Source organism: Anaerostipes sp. MSJ-23, from assembly GCF_018918155.1.
Classification (GTDB): Bacteria; Bacillota; Clostridia; order Lachnospirales; family Lachnospiraceae; genus Anaerostipes.
The window spans coordinates 39,893-65,182 of sequence record NZ_JAHLPY010000005.1 but is presented as its reverse complement, the minus strand read 5'-3'; the positions used below and the strand labels follow the sequence as shown (position 1 = coordinate 65,182).

Genomic DNA, 25,290 nt, shown 5'->3' with positions numbered 1-25,290 from the left:
ATAAATTATCTGATAATTTAAAACTAGTGACAAATTAGTGACAAAATGCATAAAAACCCTTATGAAATCGCACTTTGCAACTTCCTGCCAATACTCTGCAATTAGTGACACGATTATAATTGCATATTATAATTTATATGATAAAAAACATGAATCTTCATGAGAAGATATTACCCCTACTGCTTGCAAATAAGCATAAATAATGGTTGTTCCGATGAACTTCATCCCTCTTTTCTTTAAATCCTTTGAAATTGTATCTGAAAGTTCTGAGTGTGATTTTCCGTTTTCGTAAATTATCTTTTGATCTGTCCATCCCCATAAGTAATTTGAAAAACTTCCAAACTCCTTTTGGATTCCAAGAAAAATCTTGGCATTTGTTACTGCTGCTTTGATCTTTAATTTGTTTCGTATAATTTGGGGATTTTCTTTTAACTTTTGTTGATCTTCTTCACTATATTGACTTATCTTCTCTACATCAAAAAAATCAAAAGCCTGACGAAAAGATTCTCTTTTATTTAAGACACACTCCCAAGAAAGTCCAGCTTGAAAACATTCTAATATTAACACTTCAAATAATTTGTGATCATCATAAACCGGAACGCCCCATTCTTCATCATGATAATGAACATATAATTCATTTTTTGGATTTGCCCAACAACATCTATGTTTTCCATCCTTCCATTTCATTTGCAAATTTGTTGTCATGCTGCTTACTCCCCTTTCGCAAAAAATTTTTATTTAATGACTATTTATCTAAGAAATTCTATATACAGTTGCTTGATTTGTTAACGGATCACGTTTTTGATAATCAAAAAGTAATATCTGATCTACCTTTTCAAAATTGCCATCAACTTTATAATGAAATCGTTCCATATGAGTCATCTTTCTCATATGTTTTCCTGCATAGATCGCCAATTCTTTATGTTTTGGAAGAATTTCCTGATTGATTTTATAAATTTCTTCTTTATTTAAAGAATATTCTCCGGAAAAATCTGGACGATTTTTAATATTTTCTCTTAAATAAAGATCATATGTTAAAAGTTCCTGATAAAGGGAAAGTTTTTCTTTTTCTGCTATTCTTTGAATAAATTGATACAGAATTTCATATCTTGCAATCCTTGTATGATTTACTTTATCATATCCTTCTTTTTCATAAAAATTGGCAAGAGACTCATAAAGTTTAAATGCTGTATCAAATTCACTCTCTAAAAGACGCAAAGTATTGCTAAATTGACTACTGTTATAATAAGTTTCTACCATTTCCTCAATTTTCTTCAAAACTAGCATGTCATCATATGGCAACCATTTCGTATAGAGTACTTCATAAGGTGGAATATCTTTATAAACAAGGCCATATCGATCTTTTTGTTTTTCCATATAAGAACCTTTTAATACCTTTAAAAAACCAAGTTGTAATTGTTCCGGATGTACTTCATAAACATCTTGAAAAGATTGCTTAAAACTTTCTAGATTTTCGTATGGAAGACCAGCAATGAGATCCAGATGCTGATGGATGTTATGGCCAGCATTGATTCTTTTTACAATATCTGCGACTTTAGAAAAATCCATTTTTCTATGAATTTCTTCAATTGTTTGAGGGTTTGTAGACTGTACACCGATTTCTAATTGGATGAGACCTGGACGCATATCAGAAATCAATTCTAATTCTTCTTCTTTTAATAAATCTGCTGCCACTTCAAAATGAAAATTGGTAATACCATTATCATGTTCTTTGATATAGCTCCAAATTTCCATTGCATGATGGTGTCTGCAGTTAAAGGTACGGTCCACAAATTTTACCTGCGGAACTTTATGATCAAGGAAGAACTGCAATTCCTTTTTCACAAGAGACAAATCACGAAAACGAAGGCATTTGTCAATCGAAGATAAACAATAACTACACGAAAATGGACATCCTCTACTAGATTCATAATAAATAATCTTATGTTTAAAATCTTCAATATGTTCATAAACAAATGGTACCTTGCTTAAATCCATAACTGGTCTCCATGGAGTTTCTAAGATGTCTTTTCCATCTTTGCATGTAATTCCAGGAATTTCAGATAAATGTTTTATTTTTCCATGATAATAGTCAAGGAGCTCTAAAAATGTCTGTTCACCTTCTCCTTTCATAACACCACTTACTTGTGGAAGACGATTCAAAACGTCTTTTGCATCATAAGAAACTTCTGGTCCACCAAGCCAAATCGGAATATTTGGAAGAAGTTTATGGATTTCTCGAACGGTACGTTCTACATATTCAATATTCCAGATATAACAAGAAAAGCACAAAAGATCTGGTTTCTTTTGATAAAGGTCCATTAAAATGGCATCTGTTGGTTGATTGATTGTGTATTCGGCAATTTCTATCTCTTCAAGATACGGCTTTGCATAAGCTCGTAGACAATAAACTGCCAAATTGGAATGGATATACTTTGCATTAATTGCAACTAAAATTGTTTTCATAAATAAACCTTTCATATTCTTTTTTATTTTTCTTAAAATAGTTTATCATAAACAAAAACAAAGAGTCAAAAAATGACTCTTTGTGTATCCACTCACTCATTACTGTTGATAATATTCGGCCTGAGGATCCTTGATAATTTTTACAACAGCCGTATTAGAATAAATCAGAGGATTGCATCCATGATAGAAAATACGTCCACTGCAAGGAGCTTTGATTTTTTCAATAACATGTCCTTCATAAGCATCAAGAATTTCACCAATTTTATGTCCTTCCACAATATGTTCTCCGCAATCACTTTCTAGAACGATATCCGCCATCTATATTCATATGAATTAACCCCTGAGAAGATAGAAAACGAAGAACTGCATCAATTCCATAACGTGCTTGCTTTTTATCAATTTGATCGGTTCCAGGAGTATAAACAGAAAATGCTTGTGTTCCCCATAACTGCCATTCATAATTTAAAGTTGTCGTATCATAAGGTTTTGGATTTCTTAACATAACATACGGCATACCAAATTCTCTGGCAATTTCAGCATTTTCAAATCCAGTTTTCATGATTCGTACGTGTGGTGTAAAATTCCCTTCCAGGTAAAAACTAGTAAAATGAATTCCATAAATAAAATCGTTAACCTTTTTAAAAAATCCATCTGCAATTCTTTGCGTTGTTTCACCAAGATCATATCCAGGAAACATACGATTGATATCTGTATGGTCTGTTGCCCAAAATCTTGTATTGGTATTTAAAGAATATGGATTGACAGATGGAACAACCATAATTCCACGTTCTGAATCAAAGCTTCCTCTGGATTCCAGCAATTTTAATGTTTTTACAAGACTTGCACACATATAAAGTTGCTGTATTTCATTTCCACGAATGGATCCGACAATGCATACCGTCTTTTCATTTCCTCCGAAATGATATCCATAGATTTTAAATGGATCTCGATAAAGAGAATTTAACTGATATAACTTTACTTTCTTCATACCTTATTCCTGCCTTTCCAGAATTCGTCCAATAAGAGAACCTTCACTTACGACCGGACATTCTCTTAATGTAAATAAAATTCCATCACAATCAGAATAAATTTCTTCTTTTACTGTGCCTTCTAGTGGATTTAAAATTTCACCAATTTTTTCTCCCGTCTTTACATTGGTCCAATGTTTGACTGTTGGTAAAAACACTCCTGCATAACCAGCATTCAAATAGTGGACTTGACCATCCGTTGAAATGAGTGGTTCCTTTGGATCAATAACCTCTCCACTCCAAATCCCGAGATCTTTCATTTCTACAAAAATACCATCTACAAGCTGTTTAAAGATTTTGATCATCTCCGTCATAAATTCTCCAGTCCTTTTTTATAATTCCATGTACACGAAGAAAAAACTTTTGATGTTTTTTCTTCGTAGTTCCATAGATCGTTCTGTTTCGATAAGTATCCCATCCATAAGACCAGAAATCACAAGGAGATATTTTAATATTTAATTGTTCTACTTCTTGTCCAGGCTCACTTTTTGGAATGCACCGGTAAACAAATTGATGTCCGTGTACCGGTTTTGAAAAATCAATTCTTTGTTCATAAAAGAATTTTAGATAATGCAACGATATTTCTCCTTAATGATGAATTCACTTGTTTTAACTCCATCTAAATAATCAATTGTATTTCCAGTAATGTTCATTCCAAGCCTGTCAAGTTCATTTTTATCATACTCAACATATCCTTTGCGTAATCTTGCTACCAGCATATGAAAAGGTTTCATCATAAAATCTTTGCTTTTTCTCAATCTTAAATACAAATTGATACGTTCTAGATGGCGTCCGATTTTTATAACAGAACGTATCTGTTCACTATCAATTTCATCATCAATGCATGCCCAAAAAGCAAGAATATGATCCAGGACTTTTTGAAGTTCTAAAAGGGCAGCAGGACTATTTTTTGAATTTTTTAATTGGTTAACTGCAAGTTCCATATAAGATAATGTTTCTGTACCAAGCGTCTGGCGCAAAAGAATTGTATTATCGTATGCATAATTTAAATTAGAAATAATTGAATCCGTATTGTTTTCATCAAATGCATATTGATGTAAAAAATCACTAGAAGATTTATAACAGTTTGGAATTGTAAAATTTTTACAATAAGTAATATAAAAGGCAGGTTGCTCAATCATGATATTCCTTCCTTTGAAATACTCACGAATCGTTGTATAAACACGTTCACTATAGCGTCCAAGCCAGTAAATATGATTCATTTCTTCTATCGAGATAATATCCATGTATCTTTAAATCCTCCTCCCTGTGATGAATTAACAACAAAAGAATCTGGATTTCTTGTAAAACGGGTCAAACCGCTTTTCCAAACCTTTGTTTTTTCACCAGAAAGAACAAACGCTCGAAGATCTGCTTTTCGCATTACCTTAGATACGCCATCTATCACTTCCATATCAAGAAAATCTATGACTTCTTGTGCAATAAATCGTCTAGGTTCACTACAAATTTTTTCTTTCATTGTTTGTTTTTCTTCTTTTTTTAGTTTATTTCCAAAAACAACTCCATATCCACCAGCTTCTGCAACATCTTTAATTACAAGATGATCAAAATTTTCTAAGACATAGGCTCTGTCTTCTTCATAAAATGGAAGATACGTCGGTGCATTACAAAAAATTGGTTTTTCTTTTAAATAATACTCAATCATTTTTGGAACAAAATAGTAGATTCCTTTATCGTCTGCAATTCCATTTCCAGGTGCATTAATTACTGCAACATTTCCTTTCCGATAGACTTCCATTAAATGAGAAATTCCAATGAAGGATCCTTCATAAAATGTCATCGGATCCAAATATTCATCGGAAACTCTTCGATAAATAGCTCCTACTTTCTGTTTTGTGCCATGATATGTTTTATAATAAAGAAAATCTCCGTGAACTTCCAGATCGTTTGGAAACGCTAAAATTAAACCGGTTTTTTCCGCCAAATAAGAATGTTCAAAAAATGCGGCATTATAACGTCCAGGTGTAAATACAACATTGATTCCTCCTGTATTAACATCATCCATTACTTGACAAAGTAATTTTCCATAATCTCTGTTATCCTCCACCTCTGTTTCACGGAATGTTGTAGGACTTGCTTTTCGGCAGAGGCTCTTGCTATCATTGGATAAGAGGCTCCGGATGGAACTCTTAAATTATCTTCTAATACATACCAGATTCCGTCTTTTCCCTTGACAAGATCAATTCCTGCAATGTGTGCAAAAATATTTTTCGATGGAACAATTCCTTGACATTGTGGCAAAAATCCTGGAGATGCAAAAATAAATTCTTCCGGTATTACTCCATCTTTTACAATTTGTTGTTTTGTATAAATATCCAAAAGAAATTGATTTAAGGCATTGACTCTCTAAATCAATCCTTTTTCAAGTTCTTGAAATTCCTCATGTAAAATCACTCTTGGAATTGGATCAAATGGAAACAGCTGTTCATGAAACTCATTATTTTTATAGATGCCGAACTTCACACCATAACGGGCTAACAACTGATTAATTTCATCTTTTAATAAAACCAAATTATCCATAACGGGTACTCCTTTCTTTTCTCAAAGAAAGACATTTCAATTTTCTGCGCAGAGTGATTTGCAAGGGAAAAATCCCAGGCAATGAAAAAAGACGCTCTGTTTTTCAACAGAACGTCTTTGTCTTGCTTTGATAGTTTATATCTTAGAATATTTTTCTGACATTGTCAATGATTGTTTTTGAATTGTCAAATTTTATCCTTCTTTTTACTTTTAAAATATATAAAATCGTCGGCAGCATCTAAAATATCTTGAAATTCTTCCCTTGGTGCGATCTGAATATATCTTTTCAAAAGTTCTTTTTCCTGTTTCTTATATGGTCCATAAAAAATATCAAATAAATTATGGCCGCGAAGATAAATTTTTATTTCTTCCATGTGTTCTTTCATGTCTTGTGCACTAGTGAAATCTTTTCCTATGATTTCAAGAAGATGCTGTCCACTTTTGATTCGATGAAGATATTCTTTCCATTTGTCAAACAATGTATCGTAAAAAGCTTCCTCTGATGAAATAATGCCAAGCATTTTCATGATCTTTGGATTTAAAAAATAGTTCTCAAAGGAATAATATTTCAAAATAAGGACATTTCTTCTGCTTACTTTTGGAAGTCGATCTACATCAGTTAAATTTCGTTCATCGTAATATTTGCAAAGCTGCCGTCCAAGAATTTCTGGATCTTTTCCATCACTGTCACGAATCATTAAGAATTGATCTTTCATGTAGATCTGATTCATATATTTTAAATTTGCATAAGTTTTTATATTGGTACAACTGTTTGTTGTAATGATTGCGACACGATTTAAATTTCCACTCTCATCATAAATTTCAGAATAATAATGATTTAATAACAATGGTAGTCTGTATTTATCTTGCTTTCCTTCTACAATAAAAACAAAATTTACATTCATAAGATCGGCTGCACTATAACCAAGATCATCAAGAATTGTGCTGATTTTAGTTTTTTTCCTAGCAATAGAATAAAAATTTTCATCAAGAACAATCTGACAAATTTGACGGCTGCCAAAATTAGATAATAAATGTGGGGAATGTGTTGTAAAAATTACTTGATTTTTTTGTGAAAGACGATAAAGAATTTCACTTGATGTTTTTTGAAGTTGTGGATGAAGAAACATCTCTGGTTCTTCTACCATAATAATTGATGGCAAGCTATTTTTATCAGCGACATAAGCTTCCAAAAGAGAAAGCATGTAAATACTTTTCATTCCACGGCCAAGTTTTTCTACAGAAATGGAAGAATCTCTCTCCTTATTATATGCTTCTGCCTCTACCTGCAACATTTGATTAACATCATAATTCATAGAAAAAAGGATTTCTTCATAGCCACCGTTTTTATGAAAACTTTCATTGATTCGCTTTTCGAATTGATCAATATTCATCTGATAAAGTTTATATTCAAATAATTTGGAAGCTTCAAATGCATTTAGTTCTTTTGGCGTTTTTTGATTGATAAGTCCGATACAATGAAAGCAATGCTTGCAAGGTTTTGCTTCATTAAACATACAGCAGTTGGTTCGCATGATTTTTAATAAATTATCTTCCTGCAGAATAAACAAGTCATCTTGAATTTTTTTAAATTCTCTTTCAGTTCCAATAAAATAAATCGTTGGAAAGATTTGTGAAATATATTTATTGTGTTTTTTTATTCCATCAAAATAACGTTTTGTTCCTTCTTTATTAGCAATAAATGTAAAGGAAAGTTCTCCATTGTGATAAGAAGGAAGTCTATTACAAAACTCTTTCTTCCACAAATCAAATTTCTTATATTGACTAACAAAACCATTTTTGTGTAAAATTTGAAGATCATCTTCTGTAAAAGAAAGTGTTATTTCGATTTCAATATTTTGCATGGTTTCATTAAAATCGTCCAATGTAATTTCGTAAGAACCTTCCACTGCACGTAATGCATGGAGAACAGAAGATTTTCCTGCATTATTTTTTCCAACAAGAATCAAAGCGTTCGAAATTTTTGGAAGTTCCATGAAGCGGATGGATTTGAAATTTTTAATAGAAAGATGTGAAATTTCCATAGCGTTCACCCCAATTTCTTATTTTTGGTTTGTTCTGGATTTTGATTCTATTTTATCATTCTTTTTCTTTTTTTACAAAATAATCTATGACTATTCGTAAACTTATATTACGTTAGACAGAGAAAAAATAACAGAGGTGATTTTTATGAAACAGGCGCATATAAAATATATTTTAGGATTTCTCTTTTTTCGAACCTGGTCAATGGTTTTGGATTTTTTCTAAGTTTTATTAATACACAGGCATCGGCTGTTATCTTTATTTCTAGAAACAGCCAAATTACCTATAACAACTGTATCAATCCTTGAGTATTTAGAAACATTATCAGCTGTATTTGCAGTTCTTTTCTTTGCATGAATCGCTAACAATTAAGAAAGTAACTGGTGCAGTTTTTGTCCTTCTCGGCACTATTTTATCTCAACTAAAATCCAGTAATAAACAAAGCGATATTCAAGAAAGTGACGATGATTGCTATTGTAAATAAAAGAATTTTTAATTTTGTGCTGTTTGCATATTTTCCCATAACTTTCTTTGAAGAAGTTAGGTAAAGCTGCGTAAAGATTGTAATAGGCAGCTGAATTGCAAGAAACATTTGAGAATAAATGAGTCCTTGGAAAGGTGATTGAATAAGTAAAATCAAAAATGCCGCTGGCAACATAGTAATCAAAACACCGTATTTTGTTTTTTTGTGTGAAATATCATAAGGTTCATTAAAAATACCAGAAAAAATGGTTCCACCAGCCATCCCTGCCGTAATACTGGAAGATATTCCAGCTAAAAGGAGTGCAACTGCAAAAATAATAGATGCAATATTACCAAGTAAAGGACTTAACATTGTTCCTGCAGTTGTTAGATCATTGATTTGTTTCATATCTCCTGGATGATAAAAAGTTGCGGCCGCCATTAGAATCATTGCGCTGTTAATTGCCCATCCAATCATCATGGAAAACAATGTATCTTTAAATTCAAATTTCAATTGTCGTTCAATGACAGCTTCTTCTTTTAGGTTCCATTTACGGCTCTGAATAATTTCAGAATGTAGAAATAAATTGTGTGGCATGACAACAGCTCCTAATACACTCATAATAACTGGCATAGAATGTTTGGGAAACTCTGGTTTTATCCAGCCAATGAATGCATAATGCCAGTGAATATCAGAAATACAGATTTCAAATAAAAAGGAAAATCCAATCAAAGATACAAATAAAATAATTAATTTTTCAATTCGTTTGTATGCATTGGTAAATTCACAAAATAAAACAATGCATAAAATAATGATGCTTCCTATTTTGATTGGAATATGAAATAGCATTTCAAGTGCAATAGCGCCTCCTAGAATTTCAGCCATCGCTGTTGCGATGGCAGCAGTCACTGCCGTAAATAAAATAATATCTTTCAATGTTTTATGAATATATTTGCTTGCAGCTTCAGAAAGACATAATCCTGTTACAATTCCAAGATGTGCTGCATTATGTTGTAAAACAATAAGCATAAAAGTGGAAAGTGTAACCATCCATAAAAGATGATATCCATAACCAGAACCAGCAGCAATATTGGAAGCCCAGTTTCCAGGATCAATAAATCCAACTGTTACAAGTAATCCTGGTCCAAGATATTTAAAAAAACTTAAACTGTCTTTCGAAGAATCTTCTTTTTTTTCTATTTTTTTCATAAGAATCCTTTCTTTTTGCTTTTTAGTTAGTTATAACTAACTACATATATTATAACGAAGGTTTTAGAAACAGTCAATCTTGCTTTTTATACTCTTTCGTTGATTCCATAAAAAATCATTGTTAAAATAAATGTATATGAAATAAAGAAAGCAGGGAAATAAAAATGAACTTATCAACATATTATGATGAACTAACAGCAAAATTGACAATAAAATTAAGAGAATTATTAAAAACTCTTCCTCCTTTTGCAAAGGATTTTTTCCGTGCAATTGATTCTACTACACAGGTTCGTACAAGAATTGCTTATGCCTACGATTTAAGGGTTTTCTTCCATTTTTTAATAGATCAAAATCCTGTTTATCGTAATTATTCAATAACCGATTTTAAGGTGAGTGATCTTGATAAGATTGAATCGGTAGATTTGGAAGAATATATGGAATATTTAAAAATCTATGTTTCAGATGAAAACCATCAGCATATGCAAAATACAGAACAAGGCGTTTTTCGAAAAATCTCTTCTTTACGTTCTTTTTATGGATATTTTTATAAACGACAGATGATTGAGAAAAACCCAACACTTTTAATCGATATGCCGAAGATTCGTGAAAAGGAAATCATCCGTCTAGAACCAGATGAAATTGCTTCTCTTCTTGATTTTGTGGAACATTGTGGTGATCATTTAACTGGGCAAAGACGAGTTTATTATGAGAAAACCAAGGAACGAGATCTAGCAATTATTACACTACTTCTTGGTACTGGAATTCGTGTATCTGAACTAGTTGGACTAAATCTTGAGGATATTGATTTTAAAAGTAATGGTTTACATTTAATTCGAAAAGGGCGAAAAGAGATGACGATTTATTTTGGAAATGAAGTTGCCGATGCTCTGGAACAATATATTAACGGCAGCAGAAGCCATATAATCCCAAGAGAAGGACATGAAAATGCACTCTTTTATTCAATGCAGCGAAAACGTATTGGTGTACAGGCAGTACAAAATCTTGTGAAAAAATATGCACAAGAAGTGACTCCGCTAAAAAAAATCACACCACATAAACTTCGCAGTACTTATGGAACATCCCTATATGAAGAAACCGATGATATTTATCTTGTTGCTGAAGTTTTAGGACATTCGGATGTGAACACGACAAGAAAACATTATGCGGCTATGTCTGATACAAGGAGGCGACAGGCTGCAAATAAAGTAATTTTAAGAGAACATCCGGATCATATAAAAAACAAAAAGTAAATTTATTAATAAATAAAAAGAAGGAATGCAGGTTTCTGCATTCCTTTTAATCATGATTTATTTTTAGATTCTTTCATTTCAATGACACGTTTGATTAGATCAACACTTCCATCAATTCCAAGATAACTACTATCTAAGCATAAGTCATAGGATTTTGCATCGCCCCATTTGTTGGAACTATAATAGTTATAATAGCTAGATCGTTGCTTATCTTTCTTTACAAGTGCTTCTTTACTTTTTTCTTTTGGAATCTCATAAACTTCTTCGATTCGTTTGATTCGATCCTCAAATGGTGCATGAATATAAACACTCAAGCAATTATCAAAATCTTCAAGTGCATAATCTGCACATCGTCCGACAAATACACAAGGTCCCTTAGAAGCAAGATCCTTAATTGTATCAAAAGCTGCCAAAAATACCTTGTGATTTAATGGCATATCAAATGAATTAGAGTTATAACCGAGAGAATACGGATCCATAACCAGTGAATAAAGAAAACTTGTCGTTGGTTTTTCATCAAAGCTTTCAAAAATCTCTTCACAAATACCACTCTCTTTTGCTGCAACTTTGATCAATTCTCCATCATAAAAAGGAATTCCAAGCTCTTCTGCCAGTTTTTGTCCAATCAAATGGCCTCCGCTTCCATATTGTCTTTCAATAGTAATGATTGTGTTTGTACTCATATGAATCTCTCCCTTCCCCAAAAGGGTAAAAATCAAGTTATTATCCTTGTGTTAATATTATACAATAAATTGATCGTATACACAAGGATTTCTGTTGATTATGACCATTATTTTTTATTTCATAGGATTTGAAATGTATCCATAATGTTTTTTTACATATTCAAGTCCAAACTGAGCATCTGTATGCATTTGTTGACTCAAAGCATCCAACGATTCAAATTTCATTTCTGGTCGTTTGAAATACAAAAGTTCTACACAAATTTCTTTATGATAAATATTTTTTTCAAAGTCAAAAATATAGGTTTCTACTCCCATATGTTTTTTCCCTTCAATCGTTGGTTTTGTTCCAATGTTGCTAATTCCATAATATGTCTGATCTTTATAAATAATACGGGATACATAAACGCCATTTGGTGGCAATAATTTATGTTCTTCTGGAACCTGATTGGCAGTTGGAATACCAAGAACTTCTTTTCCAATCTGATTTCCATGGACAACAGGTCCGTAGATAAAAAACGGCGTTTCCATCAAACGATTGGCTTCCATCACATTTCCTTCTTTTAGAAGTGAACGGATTCGTGTACTTGATACAATTTCTCCTTCTAACTCCAACTTTGGAATAACAATTAATTTAAAATTATATTCTTTAGACATTTTTTCCAGAAGTTCTACATTTCCACGGCGTTTATATCCAAATCCACAGTCATCTCCAACAACGAGGACTTCCATTCCTGTTTTCTCTAAAAGAACTTTTTTTACAAAATCTTCTGGAGAAAGATGAGAAAATTCGTCTGTAAAAGGATGTTCAATATATACATCAATTCCACGTTCTGAAAGTAATCTCGTTTTTTCTTTGTGTGTATAAATAACTCTGATATCTTTATGTGTTAACATATTTAAAGGTGGACGATCAAAAGAAAAAACGGTTGCCTGATAGCCCTGTTTTTTATATTCGATCAATTTATCAAAAATTAGTTGATGTCCCTTATGCATTCCGTCAAATTTTCCAAGTGCAACTACTGTATGACGAAATTGAAATTTTTCTGTATTATGAATGTACTCCATAGTTTCCTCTCAATCGTTTTGATCATAAAATATTTTATCTGGAAAGAACATTTGTTTTTTCCAGTAGTATATCCCGATAAAATGTTTTTCTTCATCGTAAACTCGAAGTTTTTTACTAACATTCAATTCATTTTCATGAAAATATGATAGTTTTAACGGGTTTCCATTAAATAATACCTTATAAAAAGCTTTTTTTACAGTTCCTTTTTGTAAATTGAGAAAAATTCTTTCAATAGGAACAATTAGTTCTTCAATTGTTCCATTTTTTACCGCTTCTTCAATTTCAGAAAGGGTATGTGCATTCTCAATTTTGAATCCGCTAGATTTTGTACGGATTAACTTTGTCATATAAGCAGCACTGTCAAGGCCTTGCCCAATATCTCTACACAAACTCCGAATATAAGTTCCTTTGCTACAAGTAACAAGCATAGAAACTTCTGGTAATTTTATTTCCAAATCGGAAATATCATAAATAATTACCTTTTGTGGTTTACGTTCAATCACTTTTCCTTCTCTGGCAAGTTCGTATAATTTTTTCCCATTGACCTTCTTTGCGGAATACATGGGAGGAATTTGAGCATACTCACCAATAAAAGATAAAATCTTTTCTTTCACTTTTTCCGAAGATTGCGGGATTTCACAGTTTTTTATAACAGTTCCCCATATATCTTCTGTATCTGTTTCTTTTCCAAAAGAAAATGTTACTCGATACTGTTTTTTTGTAGCAGTAAGAAAATCACAAAGCTTGGTCCCTCTTCCTAAACAAACCGGAAGTACTCCGGTTGCATTTGGGTCTAAAGTTCCTGTATGTCCAATTTTTTTCTGGTGAAGAATCCCTCGCAACTTAGCTACGACATCATGGGATGTAAAATCTTGTTCTTTATAGACATTAATAATTCCGTTTAACATAAAAACCTCTATAGTTGTTCTTCTATTTTTTCTATTATCTTTTGTTTTGTATCATCGAAAGATCCAAAAATTGTGCATCCGGCTGCTCGGATATGCCCACCACCACCGAATTGTTCTGCAATTTTAGCTACGTCAACTTTTTCATTGGAACGCATGCTGACTTTTAAAGAGCCTTCTTTTTGAGGATAAAGAAAAACTGCAACCTCTGTTCCTTTTGTAACGCGTAGTTGATCAATGATTCCATTTAAATCAGCACTTGTTGCCTCAAAATATTCTAACTCTTCTTTCGAAATAGAAGAATAGATGACTTGATCATGGCAGCACAAAAAGCTATTGATAAGAGCCTGACCGAGAATGCGATTTTGAATATAAGTTTTTTGGTAAAAAGTTTCATCTATGATTTTAGAACTTTCTACTCCTTTTTCAAGTAATTCTCCAGCATAAATCATCGTCTGCTTTGTTGTATTAGAATGTTTAAACACACCAGTATCATGAACAATTCCTGTATATAAACATTGCGCACATTTTTTAGAAACTTTATCCATAGAAAAAATCTGACATAAAACTTCGCATGTTGCACTCGCTGTCGGATCTACTTTGCAATAATCACCAAGTCCATGATTACTAATGTGATGATCGATACAAATCACATATTTTGCTGTTTCTATCATTTTTTGAAATGGTTCAAAACGATCCGTAGAACTGCAGTCAAGAACAAAAAACAAATCATACGTCTGGCCAGAATCTTGTGATAAAATCTGATCGGATCCATTCAAAAAATAAAATTCATTTCCAATTGGTTCTAAATAAACATCAATCGTTTTTTCTGGATATTGATCCAGAATATATTGTTTTAAACCAAGACAGCTTCCAATGCAATCTCCATCCGGGTGAATATGCCCGGTAATTCCAATGTTTTTTGCCTTTTGGATTTGTTGTATAAATTCTTTCATAACATTGTCTCCTAATCTATAATGATAAGGAAGAATCCTGCCAAGGCAGGATTCTAAATCATAAATGACATATATTATTAATTTAAAAAATCTAGTGATTCAATTCGTCAATCTTTTTTGACATTTCCACACCATATTCGATGGAATCATCTAAAATAAATGTAATTTCCGGTGTGTTTCTTAGATTTACGGTATGTGCAAGTTCTCTTCGAATATATCCGACTGCACTATTTAAACCTTCCATTGTTTTTTCTTTTGCTTCCTGATCTCCAAGTACACTGATATAAACTTTGCACTGTTTCAAATCAGATGTTACGACAGCATCGACAACAGAAGTCATTGGGGCAATTCGTGGATCTTTAATTTCACGACTGATGATTCGGCTTAATTCTCTTTGCACTTCTCCATTGATTCTTGTATTTTTAATGCTATATTTTCTCATAATTATAAACTCCTTTCCAAGAGATTATCTTGGAACTTCTTCCATAATAAAGGATTCGATTTGATCGCCTTCTTTAATGTCATTAAAGTTTTCCATAACAAGACCGCATTCAAAACCGCTTCTTACCTCTTTTACAGCATCTTTTCCACGCTGAATAGATGCAAGTTTTCCTTCATGGATAACAATTCCATCACGAACAATACGAGCAGAACTATCACGCTGAATATTTCCATCTGTTACATAAGAACCTGCGATTGTTCCAACACCAGAAGCTTTGAAGATCTGGCGCACTTCTGCATGTCCAGTAACCTTTTCAACAAATTCAGGATCCAACATACCCTTCATAGCAGATTCAATATCTTCAATCGCATTGTAAATAACACGATACAGACGCATGTCAACTTTGTCAGCAGTTGCTGCATCTTTTGCTGCTGGTTCTGGTCTTACATTAAATCCAATGATAATCGCATTCGATGCCGAAGCTAACATAACGTCGGATTCATTGATTGCTCCAACACCTCCATGAATTACTTTAACTGCAACTTCATCGTTGGAAAGCTTTGTAAGACTCTGTTTTACAGCTTCAACAGAACCCTGTACATCGGCTTTTACAATAATATTTAATTCTTTGACACTTCCAGCCTGAATCTGGTCAAATAAATCATCCAGAGAAAGCTGAGTTTTCGTTTCGGACAGCATTTTTTCTCTTCCATAAGCAATAAATTTTTCTGCAACGGCACGAGCTTCTTTTTCACCATCCATTGCCATACAGATTTCACCTGCAAATGGAACTTCGCTTAATCCAAGAATTTCTACAGGAGTAGAAGGACCAGCAGATTTGATTCTCTTACCTTTATCGTTAATCATTGCACGAACTTTACCATAGGCATTTCCAATAGCAATGGCATCACCAACATGAAGAGTACCTTTCTGTACAAGGACTGTCGCAACCGGTCCACGACCTTTATCGAGCTGCGCCTCCAAAACAATACCTCTTGCTTTGCGATCTGGATTTGCTTTTAATTCCAATACTTCTGCCGTTAAAGATACCATATCAAGTAATTCTTTAATACCTTCTCCTGTATGTGCAGATACTGGACAGAAAATTGTACTTCCACCCCAATCTTCTGGAATCAGCTCATATTCTGTTAATTCCTGTTTTACACGTTCAATATTAGCACTTTCTTTATCAATTTTGTTAATTGCAACGATAATTTCAACTTCCGCAGCTTTTGCATGATTGATAGCCTCGATCGTCTGCGGCATAACACCGTCATCTGCTGCGACAACAAGAATTGCAATATCTGTTGATTGTGCTCCACGCATACGCATAGAAGTAAATGCCTCGTGTCCAGGTGTATCTAAGAATGTAATTTTTCCATTTTCTGTTTCTACCATATAAGCACCGATATGCTGTGTAATTCCACCAGCTTCTCCGGTTGTTACATGTGTAGAACGGATTTTATCAAGCAAAGATGTTTTACCATGGTCGACATGTCCCATAACACATACAACAGGCGGTCTTACAACCATCTTGCTTTCGTCATCTTCTTCATCATCTTTTAAAATTTCTTCAATGACATCGACTTGTTCTTCCATTTCTACTAGTCGGTCGAATTCAAGTGCGATTTCTTCTGCACGCTCAAAATCAAGTTCTGAGTTTAAGTTCATCATTCCACCGCCGCTAATCAGCAATTTCTTGATAATATCATTTGCAGGAATCGTCAATGCATCTGCTAGTTCTTTTAATGTAAGAACCGGTGGAATTTTTACTGGCACATCTGGATCAACTTCTGGTTTTTTCACTGGATCTGGTTTAATAAAAGCTCCTGGCCCAGATGTTTTTTTCTTACGTCTTGTATCCTGCTGTTGGTTTTTGTTGTTAAATTTTTTGTTCTTATTTTTTTTATTATTCTTATTAAACTTCTGTGAGTTCTGAGGATTTTCCTTCTTCAATATCTTCTTCTCCCCATCCTTTTTCTTATTCTTATGGTTTTTAGTTTCGTTGTTATCGTTGGTATCTTTAAAATTTCTATTATTTTGCTGGTGTTTATGATTGTCTTTTTTTTGACCGTTTTGTTGGTTATTCTGTTTATTTTTATTTGCATTCTTTTTCGGTGCAAGTACTTTTTCAATTACAGAAATCTGTTCATCTCCAATGGTACTCATATGATTTTTTACATCAAATTTTTTTGCTTTCAAGATATCTAAAATTTCTTTATTATCTTTTCCGAATTTCTTTGCAACTTCATAAACTCTGAATTTTGCCATAAATTACACCTCCATAGATTCTTCCTTATCAAGCAGTTTACAGACCGCATCAGAAAAGCCCTGATCCGTTACTGCAATCGATACTCTGAATTCCTTTCCTATGGCATGGCCAAGTTGGTCTTTGTCACACCAAAAATAAAGAGGTACTTGATAATGGTTACATAAGTTACGAAATGTCTTCTTTGTGTTGTCGGAAGCATCTCTAGCTACAATGACCAGACATGCTTTATGTTTTCTGATGGCCTCTGTAACGGAAAATTCACCACTGACAAGATTCCCTGATCGTCTTGCGAGTCCAAGAAGAGATAGTCCTTTATTCAAGTTTTTCCATCTCCTTTTCCAGTAATTCGTAGACAGATTGTGGTATCGACATTTTAAAAGAACGTTCAAGTCCTTTGCCTTTTATCGCTTTGGAAAGACACTGTGCCGATTTACAAATGTAAGCACCACGGCCGTTTTTCTTTCCTGTAGCATCAATGGAGATTTCACCATCTTTGGAACGGACAATGCGAACCAGATCTTTTTTTTCTCTAGATTCTCCGCAGCCGATACATTTTCTTGTTGGTACTTTTCGATTCATTTTATCACATCCTGTTATTCTTTTTCACTTACGGTTTCTTTTGGATTTGAGAATGTTTCTTCTTCCACAGATTCTGCTGCTGTTTCATCAGCTTCCTGTAATTCATCTGATGCAAGATCATCTGTATTAAGATCATCAAAATCCAAATCAAAATCAAGTTCTGGAACTTCTTTCTGTTTTTCACCTTCCGGTGTATTTTCTTTTAATAAAGCCTCTTCCTGTGCCTGAGATTCACTTTTAATGTCAATTTTATAACCAGTTAAGCGTGCTGCAAGTCTTGCATTCTGCCCTTCTTTTCCGATTGCTAATGATAACTGATAATCTGGAACGACAACCTCTGCACTTTTTTCTTCTACATTTGCCGTTACAGATACAACTTTAGAAGGACTTAATGCGTTTTCAATAAAGACACAAGGATCTTCATCCCAGTTGATAATATCGATTTTTTCACCTTTTAGATCATTAACAATTGCATTAACTCTGGCACCATTTAATCCAACACAAGCTCCAACAGGATCTACATTTTTATCATTAGACCATACGGCCATCTTTGTTCTAGAACCTGCTTCTCTTACGATACTCTTGATTTCTACTGTGCCATCCTGAATTTCTGCAACTTCTTTTTCAAAAAGACGTTTTACAAGATCTGGATGTGTTCTTGATACAAGAATACGTGGTCCACGACTTGTTTCTTTAACTTCTACAATATAAAGTTTGATTCGTTCCGTTGGTTTAAAAACTTCTCCTTTGATCTGCTCTGATTTCATTAACAGTGCATCCGTTTTATCATCCAAGCTTACACTGACATTTTCTCCAACATAGCGTTGTACAACACCAGTAACAATATCTTTTTCTTTGCAATAGAAATGATCATAGACAACTCTTCGTTCTTCTTCTTTAATCTTCTGAACAATAACACTTCTTGCATGCATTGCTGCAATACGTCCAAAATCTTTTGGTGTAATTTCAACACGAAGATGATCTCCAATTTCATAATTTCTGTCAATAGCTTTTGCTTTTCCAAGACTGATTTCTAATGCAGGATCCATAACTTCATCTACCACTTCTTTTACTGCATATACATAAATATCACCAGTCTGACGGTCCATATTGACAACAACATTGTCTGAACTTCCAAAATCTCTCTTACATGCAGCAAGCAGTGAATTTTCAATGGCTTCCATAATGACATCTTTATCAATGCCTTTTTCCTTTTCCAACTGATTTAATGCCGCAATTAATTCATTCATTTTCTAATTTCCCTCCTTAAAAATCTAACGACAGACGAGCGCTTGCAATACCCTTTGTCTCAAATTCAACATCTTCTTCATCAATCATCAGAATGATATGGCCATCTTTATATTCTTTTAATATTCCAGTAAATTCTTTTTGCTTATCTCTTGCCTGATACAGTTTAATATCAATTGATTTTCCAATGCTTCTGATATAATCTTTCTCTTTTTTCAGCGGACGTCCAAGCCCAGGAGAACTTACTTCCAAAATATAAGCATCTTTAATAAAATCTTCTGCATCTAGTTTTTCCTCAAGTGCTCGACTAATCAGAACACAATCATCAATTGCGATTCCGCCTTCTTTATCCGCATACACTCTGAGGTACCAGTTTGCCCCTTCTTTTACATACTCCACATCAACCAATTCAAAATGGTTTTCTTCGATGATTGGAAGAACCAGTGCTTCCGTTCTTTCTTCAATTTCTGTACGTTTTGCCAAAATATCATTCCTTTCTGTCTGATCTTTAGGAGACTCCATGTTTTCAAACAAACAATAAGAGTGGACTTACGCCCACTCTTAAGTAATCTCCTATGCTTTTTTTATTCTAACACGAAAAAAAGGCATTGACAAGAGATTTTCGAAAATTGGTTTAAAAAGTTTTTAGGATCCTATAGAAAAGAAAAGGATAATTGATCGGTTTCTTCAAGGTCCCCCATAATTCCAAGTTCTTTCATTTTATCAATTGCTGTCTGTGGAGCCTTTGTTCGATTTCGAAAATTTTCAAGAGAGGTAAATGGTTCTCCTTTTGCAGCCTCTTCTACCTGAATCGCAGCTTTTTCTCCCATTCCATCAATACTAGTAAGTGCTGGCATAATTTTTCCATTAATTACCTGGAAATCTTTTGCCTTTGCTTTATAGATATCTAAAGGAAGAAATTCATATCCTCTTGCATACATTTCATCCGCGATTTTCATTTCACGAAGGAGATCAAGATCTGCATTTTTAACTTCATTCTTTGGGGTATGTTTAATCTGCTGCATTCTCTCATCTAAACGTTCTTTTCCTAAACACATATCTTCATAAGAAAATGCTTTTGCACGAATACTGAAATATGCAGCATAGTAGGCCAATGGGTGATATACTTTATACCAGGCAATCCGCCATGCCATCATAACATATGCCGCTGCATGCGCTTTTGGAAACATATACTTAATCTGTTTGCAAGACCAGATATACCAATCTGGTACATTATGATCACGCATCATTTTCTCTTGTTCATCTGTCAGGCCTTTTCCTTTTCGAACCCCTTCCATAATTTTAAAAGAGGCTTCTTGTTCCAAACCTTGGTTAATTAAGTAAACCATAATATCATCTCGGCAGCAGATTGCCGTAGAAATAACTGCATCTCCATTTTCAATCAATGTCTGTGCGTTTCCAAGCCATACATCTGTTCCATGAGATAATCCAGAAATACGCACAAGATCTGAAAAACTTTGTGGATGTGTATCCTGAAGCATTTGAATAACAAAGTCTGTACCAAATTCCGGAACCCCAAGAGATCCAAGAGGTGTTCCATCAATATCTTCTGGCTTGATTCCAAGAGTTTCTGTTCCATGAAATAATCCCATAACACCTTTGTCATCCATTGGTATCGTATGTGCATCAATTCCTGTGATATCTTCCATTCTTCGGATCATAGAAGGATCATCATGTCCAAGAATATCAAGTTTCAGCAAGTTTTGGTCAATCGAATGGTATTCAAAATGTGTTGTAATAATCGGTGTATTCATATCATTTGCCGGATGCTGTACTGCTGTAAAATCATAAATTTCTTTGTCATGTGGTACAACAATAATTCCTCCTGGATGCTGACCTGTTGTTCTTTTTACACCGGTACATCCAGCAGCAAGACGTTCAATTTCACATCTTCGTTTACTAATTCCACGTTCTTCTAAATATTTTAATGCATAACCATAAGCTGTTTTTTCTGCTAATGTACCAATGGTTCCAGCACGAAAGGCTTTCCCTTTTCCAAAGATAACTTCTACATAAGCATGTGCTTTTCCCTGATATTCGCCAGAAAAATTTAAGTCAATATCTGGTTCTTTATTTCCTTTAAATCCAAGAAAGGTCTCAAAAGGAATATCTTGTCCTTCTTTAATCAGTGATGCTCCACATTTTGGACAAGTGGCATCTGGCATATCAAATCCAGACATACCCATTTTGGCATATTTTTGTACCTGCTCTGAATCAAAATCAACATAATGACATTCTGGACAAATATAATGTGCTGGAAGTGGGTTTACTTCTGTAATTCCAGACATTGTTGCTGCAAAAGAAGAACCTACAGATCCCCTCGAACCTACTAAATATCCATGATCATTGGAATCCCATACAAGTTTTTGTGCAATGATGTACATAACTGCATATCCATTTCCAATGATAGAATTTAATTCTTTTTCTAGACGACTTGTTACACGTTCTGGAAGATCTTCTCCATAAATCTCATGTGCACGATTATAACAAATTTCACGAAGCGTCTTATCAGAATCTGGAATAACCGGCGGACATTTGTCTGGATGAATCGGTGAAATATTTTCGATCATTTCATTAATTTTATTTGGATTTGTAATAACTACTTCTTTTGCTTTCTCACTTCCAAGATAAGCAAACTCATTTAACATCTCTTGTGTTGTTCGGAAATATAATGGTGCTTGCTGATCTGCATCTTTAAATCCTTTTCCAGCCTGTAAAATAGCCCTATAAATAGCATCATCTGGATCCAAAAAATGGACATCACAAGTAGCAACTACTGGCTTATGGAATTCTTCTCCAAGTTCAACAATTTTTCTATTTAATTGCTGAATATCTTCAATAGAATTGACATTTTCATATCGATCAGAACGAATCATAAATTCATTATTTCCAACTGGCTGAATTTCCAAATAATCATAAAACTCTACAATTTTTGCGATTTCTTCATCTGATCTCTGGTCAACAAGTGCACTGTATAATTCGCCAGCTTCACAGGCAGAACCAAGGATTAAGCCGTCTCTATATTTATCAATGAGAGATTTTGGCATCCTCGGGCGTCGATTAAAATAATGAATATGTGATTCAGAAACCAATCGATTTAAATTAACTCTTCCGGTATTGTTTTTTACAAGAATAATTCCATGATATGTTCGTCCTTTTTTAATCAGATCTGTGCTATTGGATGCAAATGTATTTACTTCATCTAAATTAAAAATATCTTTTTTCTTTAACATTTGAAGAAACTGAACAAAAATTTTCCCAGTTGCTGTTGCATCATCAACAGCACGGTGATGAGTCTCTAAAACAACATTTAAATGTTTACATATATTATCTAGTGTGAACTTTCCTAGATGTGGCATTAAACAACGCGCAAGGCCAAGGGTATCAACCGACGTATAATCATATAAAAGTCCCTGCTCCTTACAGTTTTCTCTGATAAAGCCAGTATCAAATGCTGCATTATGAGCAACCAGAACACATCCTTCACAAAATTTTTGAAATTTTGGTAAAATCTCAGAAATTGTTCCGGCGTCCTTTACCATATCATCTGTAATAGTCGTCAATTGTGTAATCTTAAAAGGGATTGGCCGTTCTGGATTTACAAATTCACTAAATGTTTCTGTAATTTTTCCATGAACGACTTTTACTGCTCCAATTTCAATAATTCTATCTTTTACATTATTGAAGCCTGTTGTTTCAATGTCAAATACAACATATGGAGCATCCAATGACTGACCTTTAGAATTTACCGCCAAATCTCCAAGATCATCTACAAAGTATCCCTCCACACCGTAAATAATTTTAAAAGGATCGTCTTTTTCAAGGTGAAGATCTTCATAAGCATGACGTGCAATAGGGAATCCTTGAAGAACTCCATGATCCGTAATTGCAAGCGCTGGATGTCCCCAGTCATGTGCACGTTTTACTACATCTTTAATTTGTACAACACTATCATTATCACTCATAACAGTATGGAGATGTAACTCTACACGTTTTTCAAGCGATGTATCATTTCGCTTCACTCTAAAATCTGTAATAGCTTTAATTCCGACGACAGAGCCTAAACTAATTTCACGATCAAATTTATCATAAATCGCAACGGCCTTTATTCGATAAAATCCACCTTTTTTTAATCCATCTAAAATCTCTGGTAATTGTTCGTTACGTACAAAAATTTTACAATTGATAGAATCTGTAAAATCAGTTATGCTGAAAATAATAATCGTTTTTTCATTTCGAATTTCTCTTGTTTCCATTGATGTAATCTGACCATGAACAACGACTTCTCCAATTTCATCATAAATATCTTTAAGTTCCATCAATTCTCCATCACAGTTTCTTCCATATAAAAGTGTTGGATCATCTTTATACTTTGGCTTCCTATGAAAGTTTTGTTCTTTTTTAACAGCCACCGCTTTCTTACGAGCTTTTTTTTCTTCTTTATGCTCTTTTTCAGCAAGATCTGCATGTTCCACAATGGTATGAATTTCTTGTTGAAGACGATACCTACTTTCCTCAGCAATACTTCGATCCAAATCTCTCGAGAAATCAAATCCTACTTTGATTTCCATACCAAATCTTTCTTTCATTACAGTTTCAAAATATTCTTTAATTTCTGTAGCCTTACTTTTATTTACGAAGGTATTTTCAAAATAAAAAGTTAAAATATGATCCTCTACTTTGTAATCTCCTTTTCTTACAACATTAAAAATAACCTCCCCTTTGCCCTTAAGTTCAAAGAGGAAGCTTTTCATGTAATGTTCCATCAAATAGGTTAAATTATATTGTTCAGAAAGATGATATGTCTCATGAAAACGTATTTTTACAAAGCGTTTAGAAAACAATTGTTCTCTGATCTGACGTTCCATTCTCCATGTATCAATTCTAGAAATTAAATGATCACAACAAAAAGCAATACAAAGCATATTTTCACGCTTTTTTAAAGTAATTTCCTGTATATTTACTGATTCAAACATAGAATGAAAATCATCTGGTACAATTAAATCTGGAAAGACACTAAAAAATGGTTTACTTGGTGTTGACATCTTCTTCACCCCAATGTTCAAGTTCATAGCGTAAAGTATCTAACAATTGATCTTCTGGCACTTTTCGAATCACTTCTCCCTTTTTAATTAAAAGACCTTCACCGATTCCGCCAGCGATTCCAACATCTGCTTCTTTGGCTTCTCCAGGTCCGTTGACAACACATCCCATAACAGCCACTTTGATATTTAGATTTTCATAATCGCTCGCAAGTGTTTCTACTTGATTTGCCAATGAAATAATATCAATATTGGTACGTCCACATGTTGGACAAGATACAACTTCAATACCGCCTTTTCGAAGTCCCAACGTCTTTAGAATCAACTTTGCACTGGAAATTTCATTGATTGGATCTCCAGTCAGAGAAACGCGGATCGTATCCCCAATTCCTTGATTCAAAATGATGCCAAGACCAACCGCAGACTTAATATTTCCGCTGTATAAAGTTCCTGCTTCTGTAATTCCAACATGTAGTGGATAATCTGTTTTTTGAGCAGCTAGTTCATATGCTTTTGCACACATCAGTACATCTGAAGATTTAATACTAATGACAATATCGTGAAAATCATATTTTTCAAGCATTGCAACTTTATCCAGTGCACTTTCAACGAGTCCCTGTGCGGTTACTCCTTTATATTTTTCTACCAAATGTTTTTCCAGAGAACCACTATTTACGCCAACGCGAATCGGAACGTGGTATTCTTTTGCAGTTTCTACTACTTTTCGAATATTTTCTTCTCCGCCTATATTTCCTGGATTAATTCTAATCTTATCTGCTCCATTTTTTATTGCTTCAATTGCAAGACGATAATTAAAATGAATATCTGCAACAAGCGGAATGTGAATTTGTTTTTTAATTTCCTTTAATGCAAGTGCAGCTTCTGGTGTTGGAACAGTGCATCGGATAATTTCACATCCTGCCTTTTCCAATGCAAGAATTTGCTTTACTGTAGCTTCAACATTTTCTGTTTTTGTATTTGTCATAGACTGAATAGCGACAGGATTTCCACCGCCAATCTTTCTTGTACCAATAGTTACAACTTTTGTATTTTCTCTTTTATACATACTTATTCTC

General features: G+C 33.6%; 23 protein-coding genes and 1 pseudogene. 1 reads left to right on the top strand and 23 read right to left on the bottom strand.

Annotated elements, in window-relative coordinates; all coding sequences use genetic code 11:
• Positions 1 to 126 precede the first annotated feature (126 nt).
• From KQI71_RS05520 to KQI71_RS05480, 11 genes and pseudogenes are all read right to left on the bottom strand, one after another.
• The gene (locus KQI71_RS05520) at positions 127 to 687 is read right to left on the bottom strand and encodes a DNA-3-methyladenine glycosylase I (protein WP_216434980.1); all 561 of its coding nucleotides are present in this window, start codon (positions 685 to 687) and stop codon (positions 127 to 129) included.
• 66 nt (positions 688 to 753) lie between these two features.
• A complete protein-coding gene (locus KQI71_RS05515) occupies positions 754 to 2,466 on the bottom strand; it encodes a B12-binding domain-containing radical SAM protein (RefSeq protein WP_216434866.1) in 1,713 nt (570 codons plus the stop codon).
• Positions 2,467 to 2,565: 99 nt separating this feature from the next.
• On the bottom strand, positions 2,566 to 2,742 hold the full coding sequence (locus KQI71_RS12820; RefSeq protein ID WP_330655308.1) for a hypothetical protein: 177 nt from the start codon (positions 2,740 to 2,742) through the stop codon (positions 2,566 to 2,568).
• A gap of 16 nt (positions 2,743 to 2,758) precedes the next feature.
• The gene (locus tag KQI71_RS05510; RefSeq protein ID WP_330655306.1) at positions 2,759 to 3,454 is read right to left on the bottom strand and encodes a M14 family metallopeptidase; all 696 of its coding nucleotides are present in this window, start codon (positions 3,452 to 3,454) and stop codon (positions 2,759 to 2,761) included.
• 3 nt (positions 3,455 to 3,457) lie between these two features.
• The gene (locus KQI71_RS05505; protein WP_253287954.1) at positions 3,458 to 3,808 is read right to left on the bottom strand and encodes a succinylglutamate desuccinylase/aspartoacylase family protein; all 351 of its coding nucleotides are present in this window, start codon (positions 3,806 to 3,808) and stop codon (positions 3,458 to 3,460) included.
• The gene (locus tag KQI71_RS05500; protein ID WP_216434865.1) at positions 3,783 to 4,070 is read right to left on the bottom strand and encodes a transglutaminase N-terminal domain-containing protein; all 288 of its coding nucleotides are present in this window, start codon (positions 4,068 to 4,070) and stop codon (positions 3,783 to 3,785) included. Before KQI71_RS05500 ends, KQI71_RS05505 begins: the two co-directional genes overlap by 26 nt.
• Positions 4,058 to 4,741 carry an alpha-E domain-containing protein gene (locus KQI71_RS05495; RefSeq protein ID WP_216434863.1) on the bottom strand — a complete coding sequence of 228 codons (684 nt, stop codon included), beginning with the start codon at positions 4,739 to 4,741 and terminating at the stop codon, positions 4,058 to 4,060. The genes KQI71_RS05500 and KQI71_RS05495 overlap by 13 nt, the downstream gene beginning before the upstream one ends.
• Positions 4,723 to 5,834: pseudogene (locus KQI71_RS05490) on the bottom strand (circularly permuted type 2 ATP-grasp protein). Before KQI71_RS05490 ends, KQI71_RS05495 begins: the two are co-directional and overlap by 19 nt.
• Before the next feature lie 27 nt (positions 5,835 to 5,861).
• Positions 5,862 to 6,035, bottom strand: a complete 174-nt coding sequence (locus KQI71_RS12815) for a hypothetical protein (protein WP_330655305.1) — start codon at positions 6,033 to 6,035, stop codon at positions 5,862 to 5,864.
• Positions 6,036 to 6,220: 185 nt separating this feature from the next.
• Positions 6,221 to 8,080, bottom strand: coding sequence for an ATP-dependent nuclease (locus KQI71_RS05485; RefSeq protein WP_216434861.1), 1,860 nt, complete (start codon positions 8,078 to 8,080; stop codon positions 6,221 to 6,223).
• A 419-nt stretch (positions 8,081 to 8,499) separates the two neighbouring features.
• A complete protein-coding gene (locus KQI71_RS05480; protein ID WP_216434860.1) occupies positions 8,500 to 9,750 on the bottom strand; it encodes an Nramp family divalent metal transporter in 1,251 nt (416 codons plus the stop codon).
• Positions 9,751 to 9,914: 164 nt separating this feature from the next.
• Between KQI71_RS05480 and KQI71_RS05475 the strand changes: the two genes are divergently transcribed.
• Entirely contained in the window at positions 9,915 to 11,000 is a 1,086-nt protein-coding gene (locus tag KQI71_RS05475; RefSeq protein ID WP_216434859.1) for a tyrosine-type recombinase/integrase, read from the top strand.
• A 50-nt stretch (positions 11,001 to 11,050) separates the two neighbouring features.
• Here the strand turns inward: KQI71_RS05475 and KQI71_RS05470 are convergent, their stop codons facing one another.
• The 12 genes from KQI71_RS05470 to ispG all read right to left on the bottom strand — a co-directional run bounded on the left by KQI71_RS05470 (position 11,051) and on the right by ispG (position 25,280).
• Complete coding sequence (locus tag KQI71_RS05470) at positions 11,051 to 11,683, bottom strand: cytidylate kinase-like family protein (RefSeq protein WP_216434858.1); 633 nt, start codon at positions 11,681 to 11,683, stop codon at positions 11,051 to 11,053.
• Positions 11,684 to 11,797: 114 nt separating this feature from the next.
• Entirely contained in the window at positions 11,798 to 12,748 is a 951-nt protein-coding gene (locus KQI71_RS05465; RefSeq protein ID WP_216434857.1) for a bifunctional riboflavin kinase/FAD synthetase, read from the bottom strand.
• 9 nt (positions 12,749 to 12,757) lie between these two features.
• On the bottom strand, positions 12,758 to 13,657 hold the full coding sequence (gene truB / locus KQI71_RS05460) for a tRNA pseudouridine(55) synthase TruB (RefSeq protein WP_216434855.1): 900 nt from the start codon (positions 13,655 to 13,657) through the stop codon (positions 12,758 to 12,760).
• Positions 13,658 to 13,665: 8 nt separating this feature from the next.
• Positions 13,666 to 14,610, bottom strand: coding sequence for a DHH family phosphoesterase (locus tag KQI71_RS05455; RefSeq protein ID WP_216434853.1), 945 nt, complete (start codon positions 14,608 to 14,610; stop codon positions 13,666 to 13,668).
• A gap of 91 nt (positions 14,611 to 14,701) precedes the next feature.
• Positions 14,702 to 15,052, bottom strand: a complete 351-nt coding sequence (gene rbfA, locus KQI71_RS05450; protein ID WP_216434851.1) for a 30S ribosome-binding factor RbfA — start codon at positions 15,050 to 15,052, stop codon at positions 14,702 to 14,704.
• Between the two features lie 24 nt (positions 15,053 to 15,076).
• Positions 15,077 to 17,323, bottom strand: coding sequence for a translation initiation factor IF-2 (infB, locus tag KQI71_RS05445; protein ID WP_216434848.1), 2,247 nt, complete (start codon positions 17,321 to 17,323; stop codon positions 15,077 to 15,079).
• A gap of 3 nt (positions 17,324 to 17,326) precedes the next feature.
• Positions 17,327 to 17,644 (bottom strand): L7Ae/L30e/S12e/Gadd45 family ribosomal protein, encoded by a 318-nt coding sequence (locus KQI71_RS05440; RefSeq protein WP_216434846.1) that lies wholly within the window; start codon positions 17,642 to 17,644, stop codon positions 17,327 to 17,329.
• On the bottom strand, positions 17,637 to 17,903 hold the full coding sequence (rnpM, locus tag KQI71_RS05435; protein WP_216434844.1) for an RNase P modulator RnpM: 267 nt from the start codon (positions 17,901 to 17,903) through the stop codon (positions 17,637 to 17,639). Before rnpM ends, KQI71_RS05440 begins: the two co-directional genes overlap by 8 nt.
• A gap of 14 nt (positions 17,904 to 17,917) precedes the next feature.
• Positions 17,918 to 19,153: a transcription termination factor NusA gene (gene nusA, locus KQI71_RS05430; protein WP_216434842.1), complete on the bottom strand. Its 1,236-nt coding sequence runs from the start codon at positions 19,151 to 19,153 to the stop codon at positions 17,918 to 17,920.
• Between the two features lie 16 nt (positions 19,154 to 19,169).
• Complete coding sequence (rimP, locus tag KQI71_RS05425) at positions 19,170 to 19,634, bottom strand: ribosome maturation factor RimP (protein ID WP_253287953.1); 465 nt, start codon at positions 19,632 to 19,634, stop codon at positions 19,170 to 19,172.
• A 170-nt stretch (positions 19,635 to 19,804) separates the two neighbouring features.
• Positions 19,805 to 24,217, bottom strand: coding sequence for a PolC-type DNA polymerase III (locus KQI71_RS05420; protein ID WP_216434839.1), 4,413 nt, complete (start codon positions 24,215 to 24,217; stop codon positions 19,805 to 19,807).
• On the bottom strand, positions 24,201 to 25,280 hold the full coding sequence (gene ispG / locus KQI71_RS05415; protein WP_216434837.1) for a flavodoxin-dependent (E)-4-hydroxy-3-methylbut-2-enyl-diphosphate synthase: 1,080 nt from the start codon (positions 25,278 to 25,280) through the stop codon (positions 24,201 to 24,203). Before ispG ends, KQI71_RS05420 begins: the two co-directional genes overlap by 17 nt.
• Between the last annotated feature and the right edge of the window lie 10 nt (positions 25,281 to 25,290).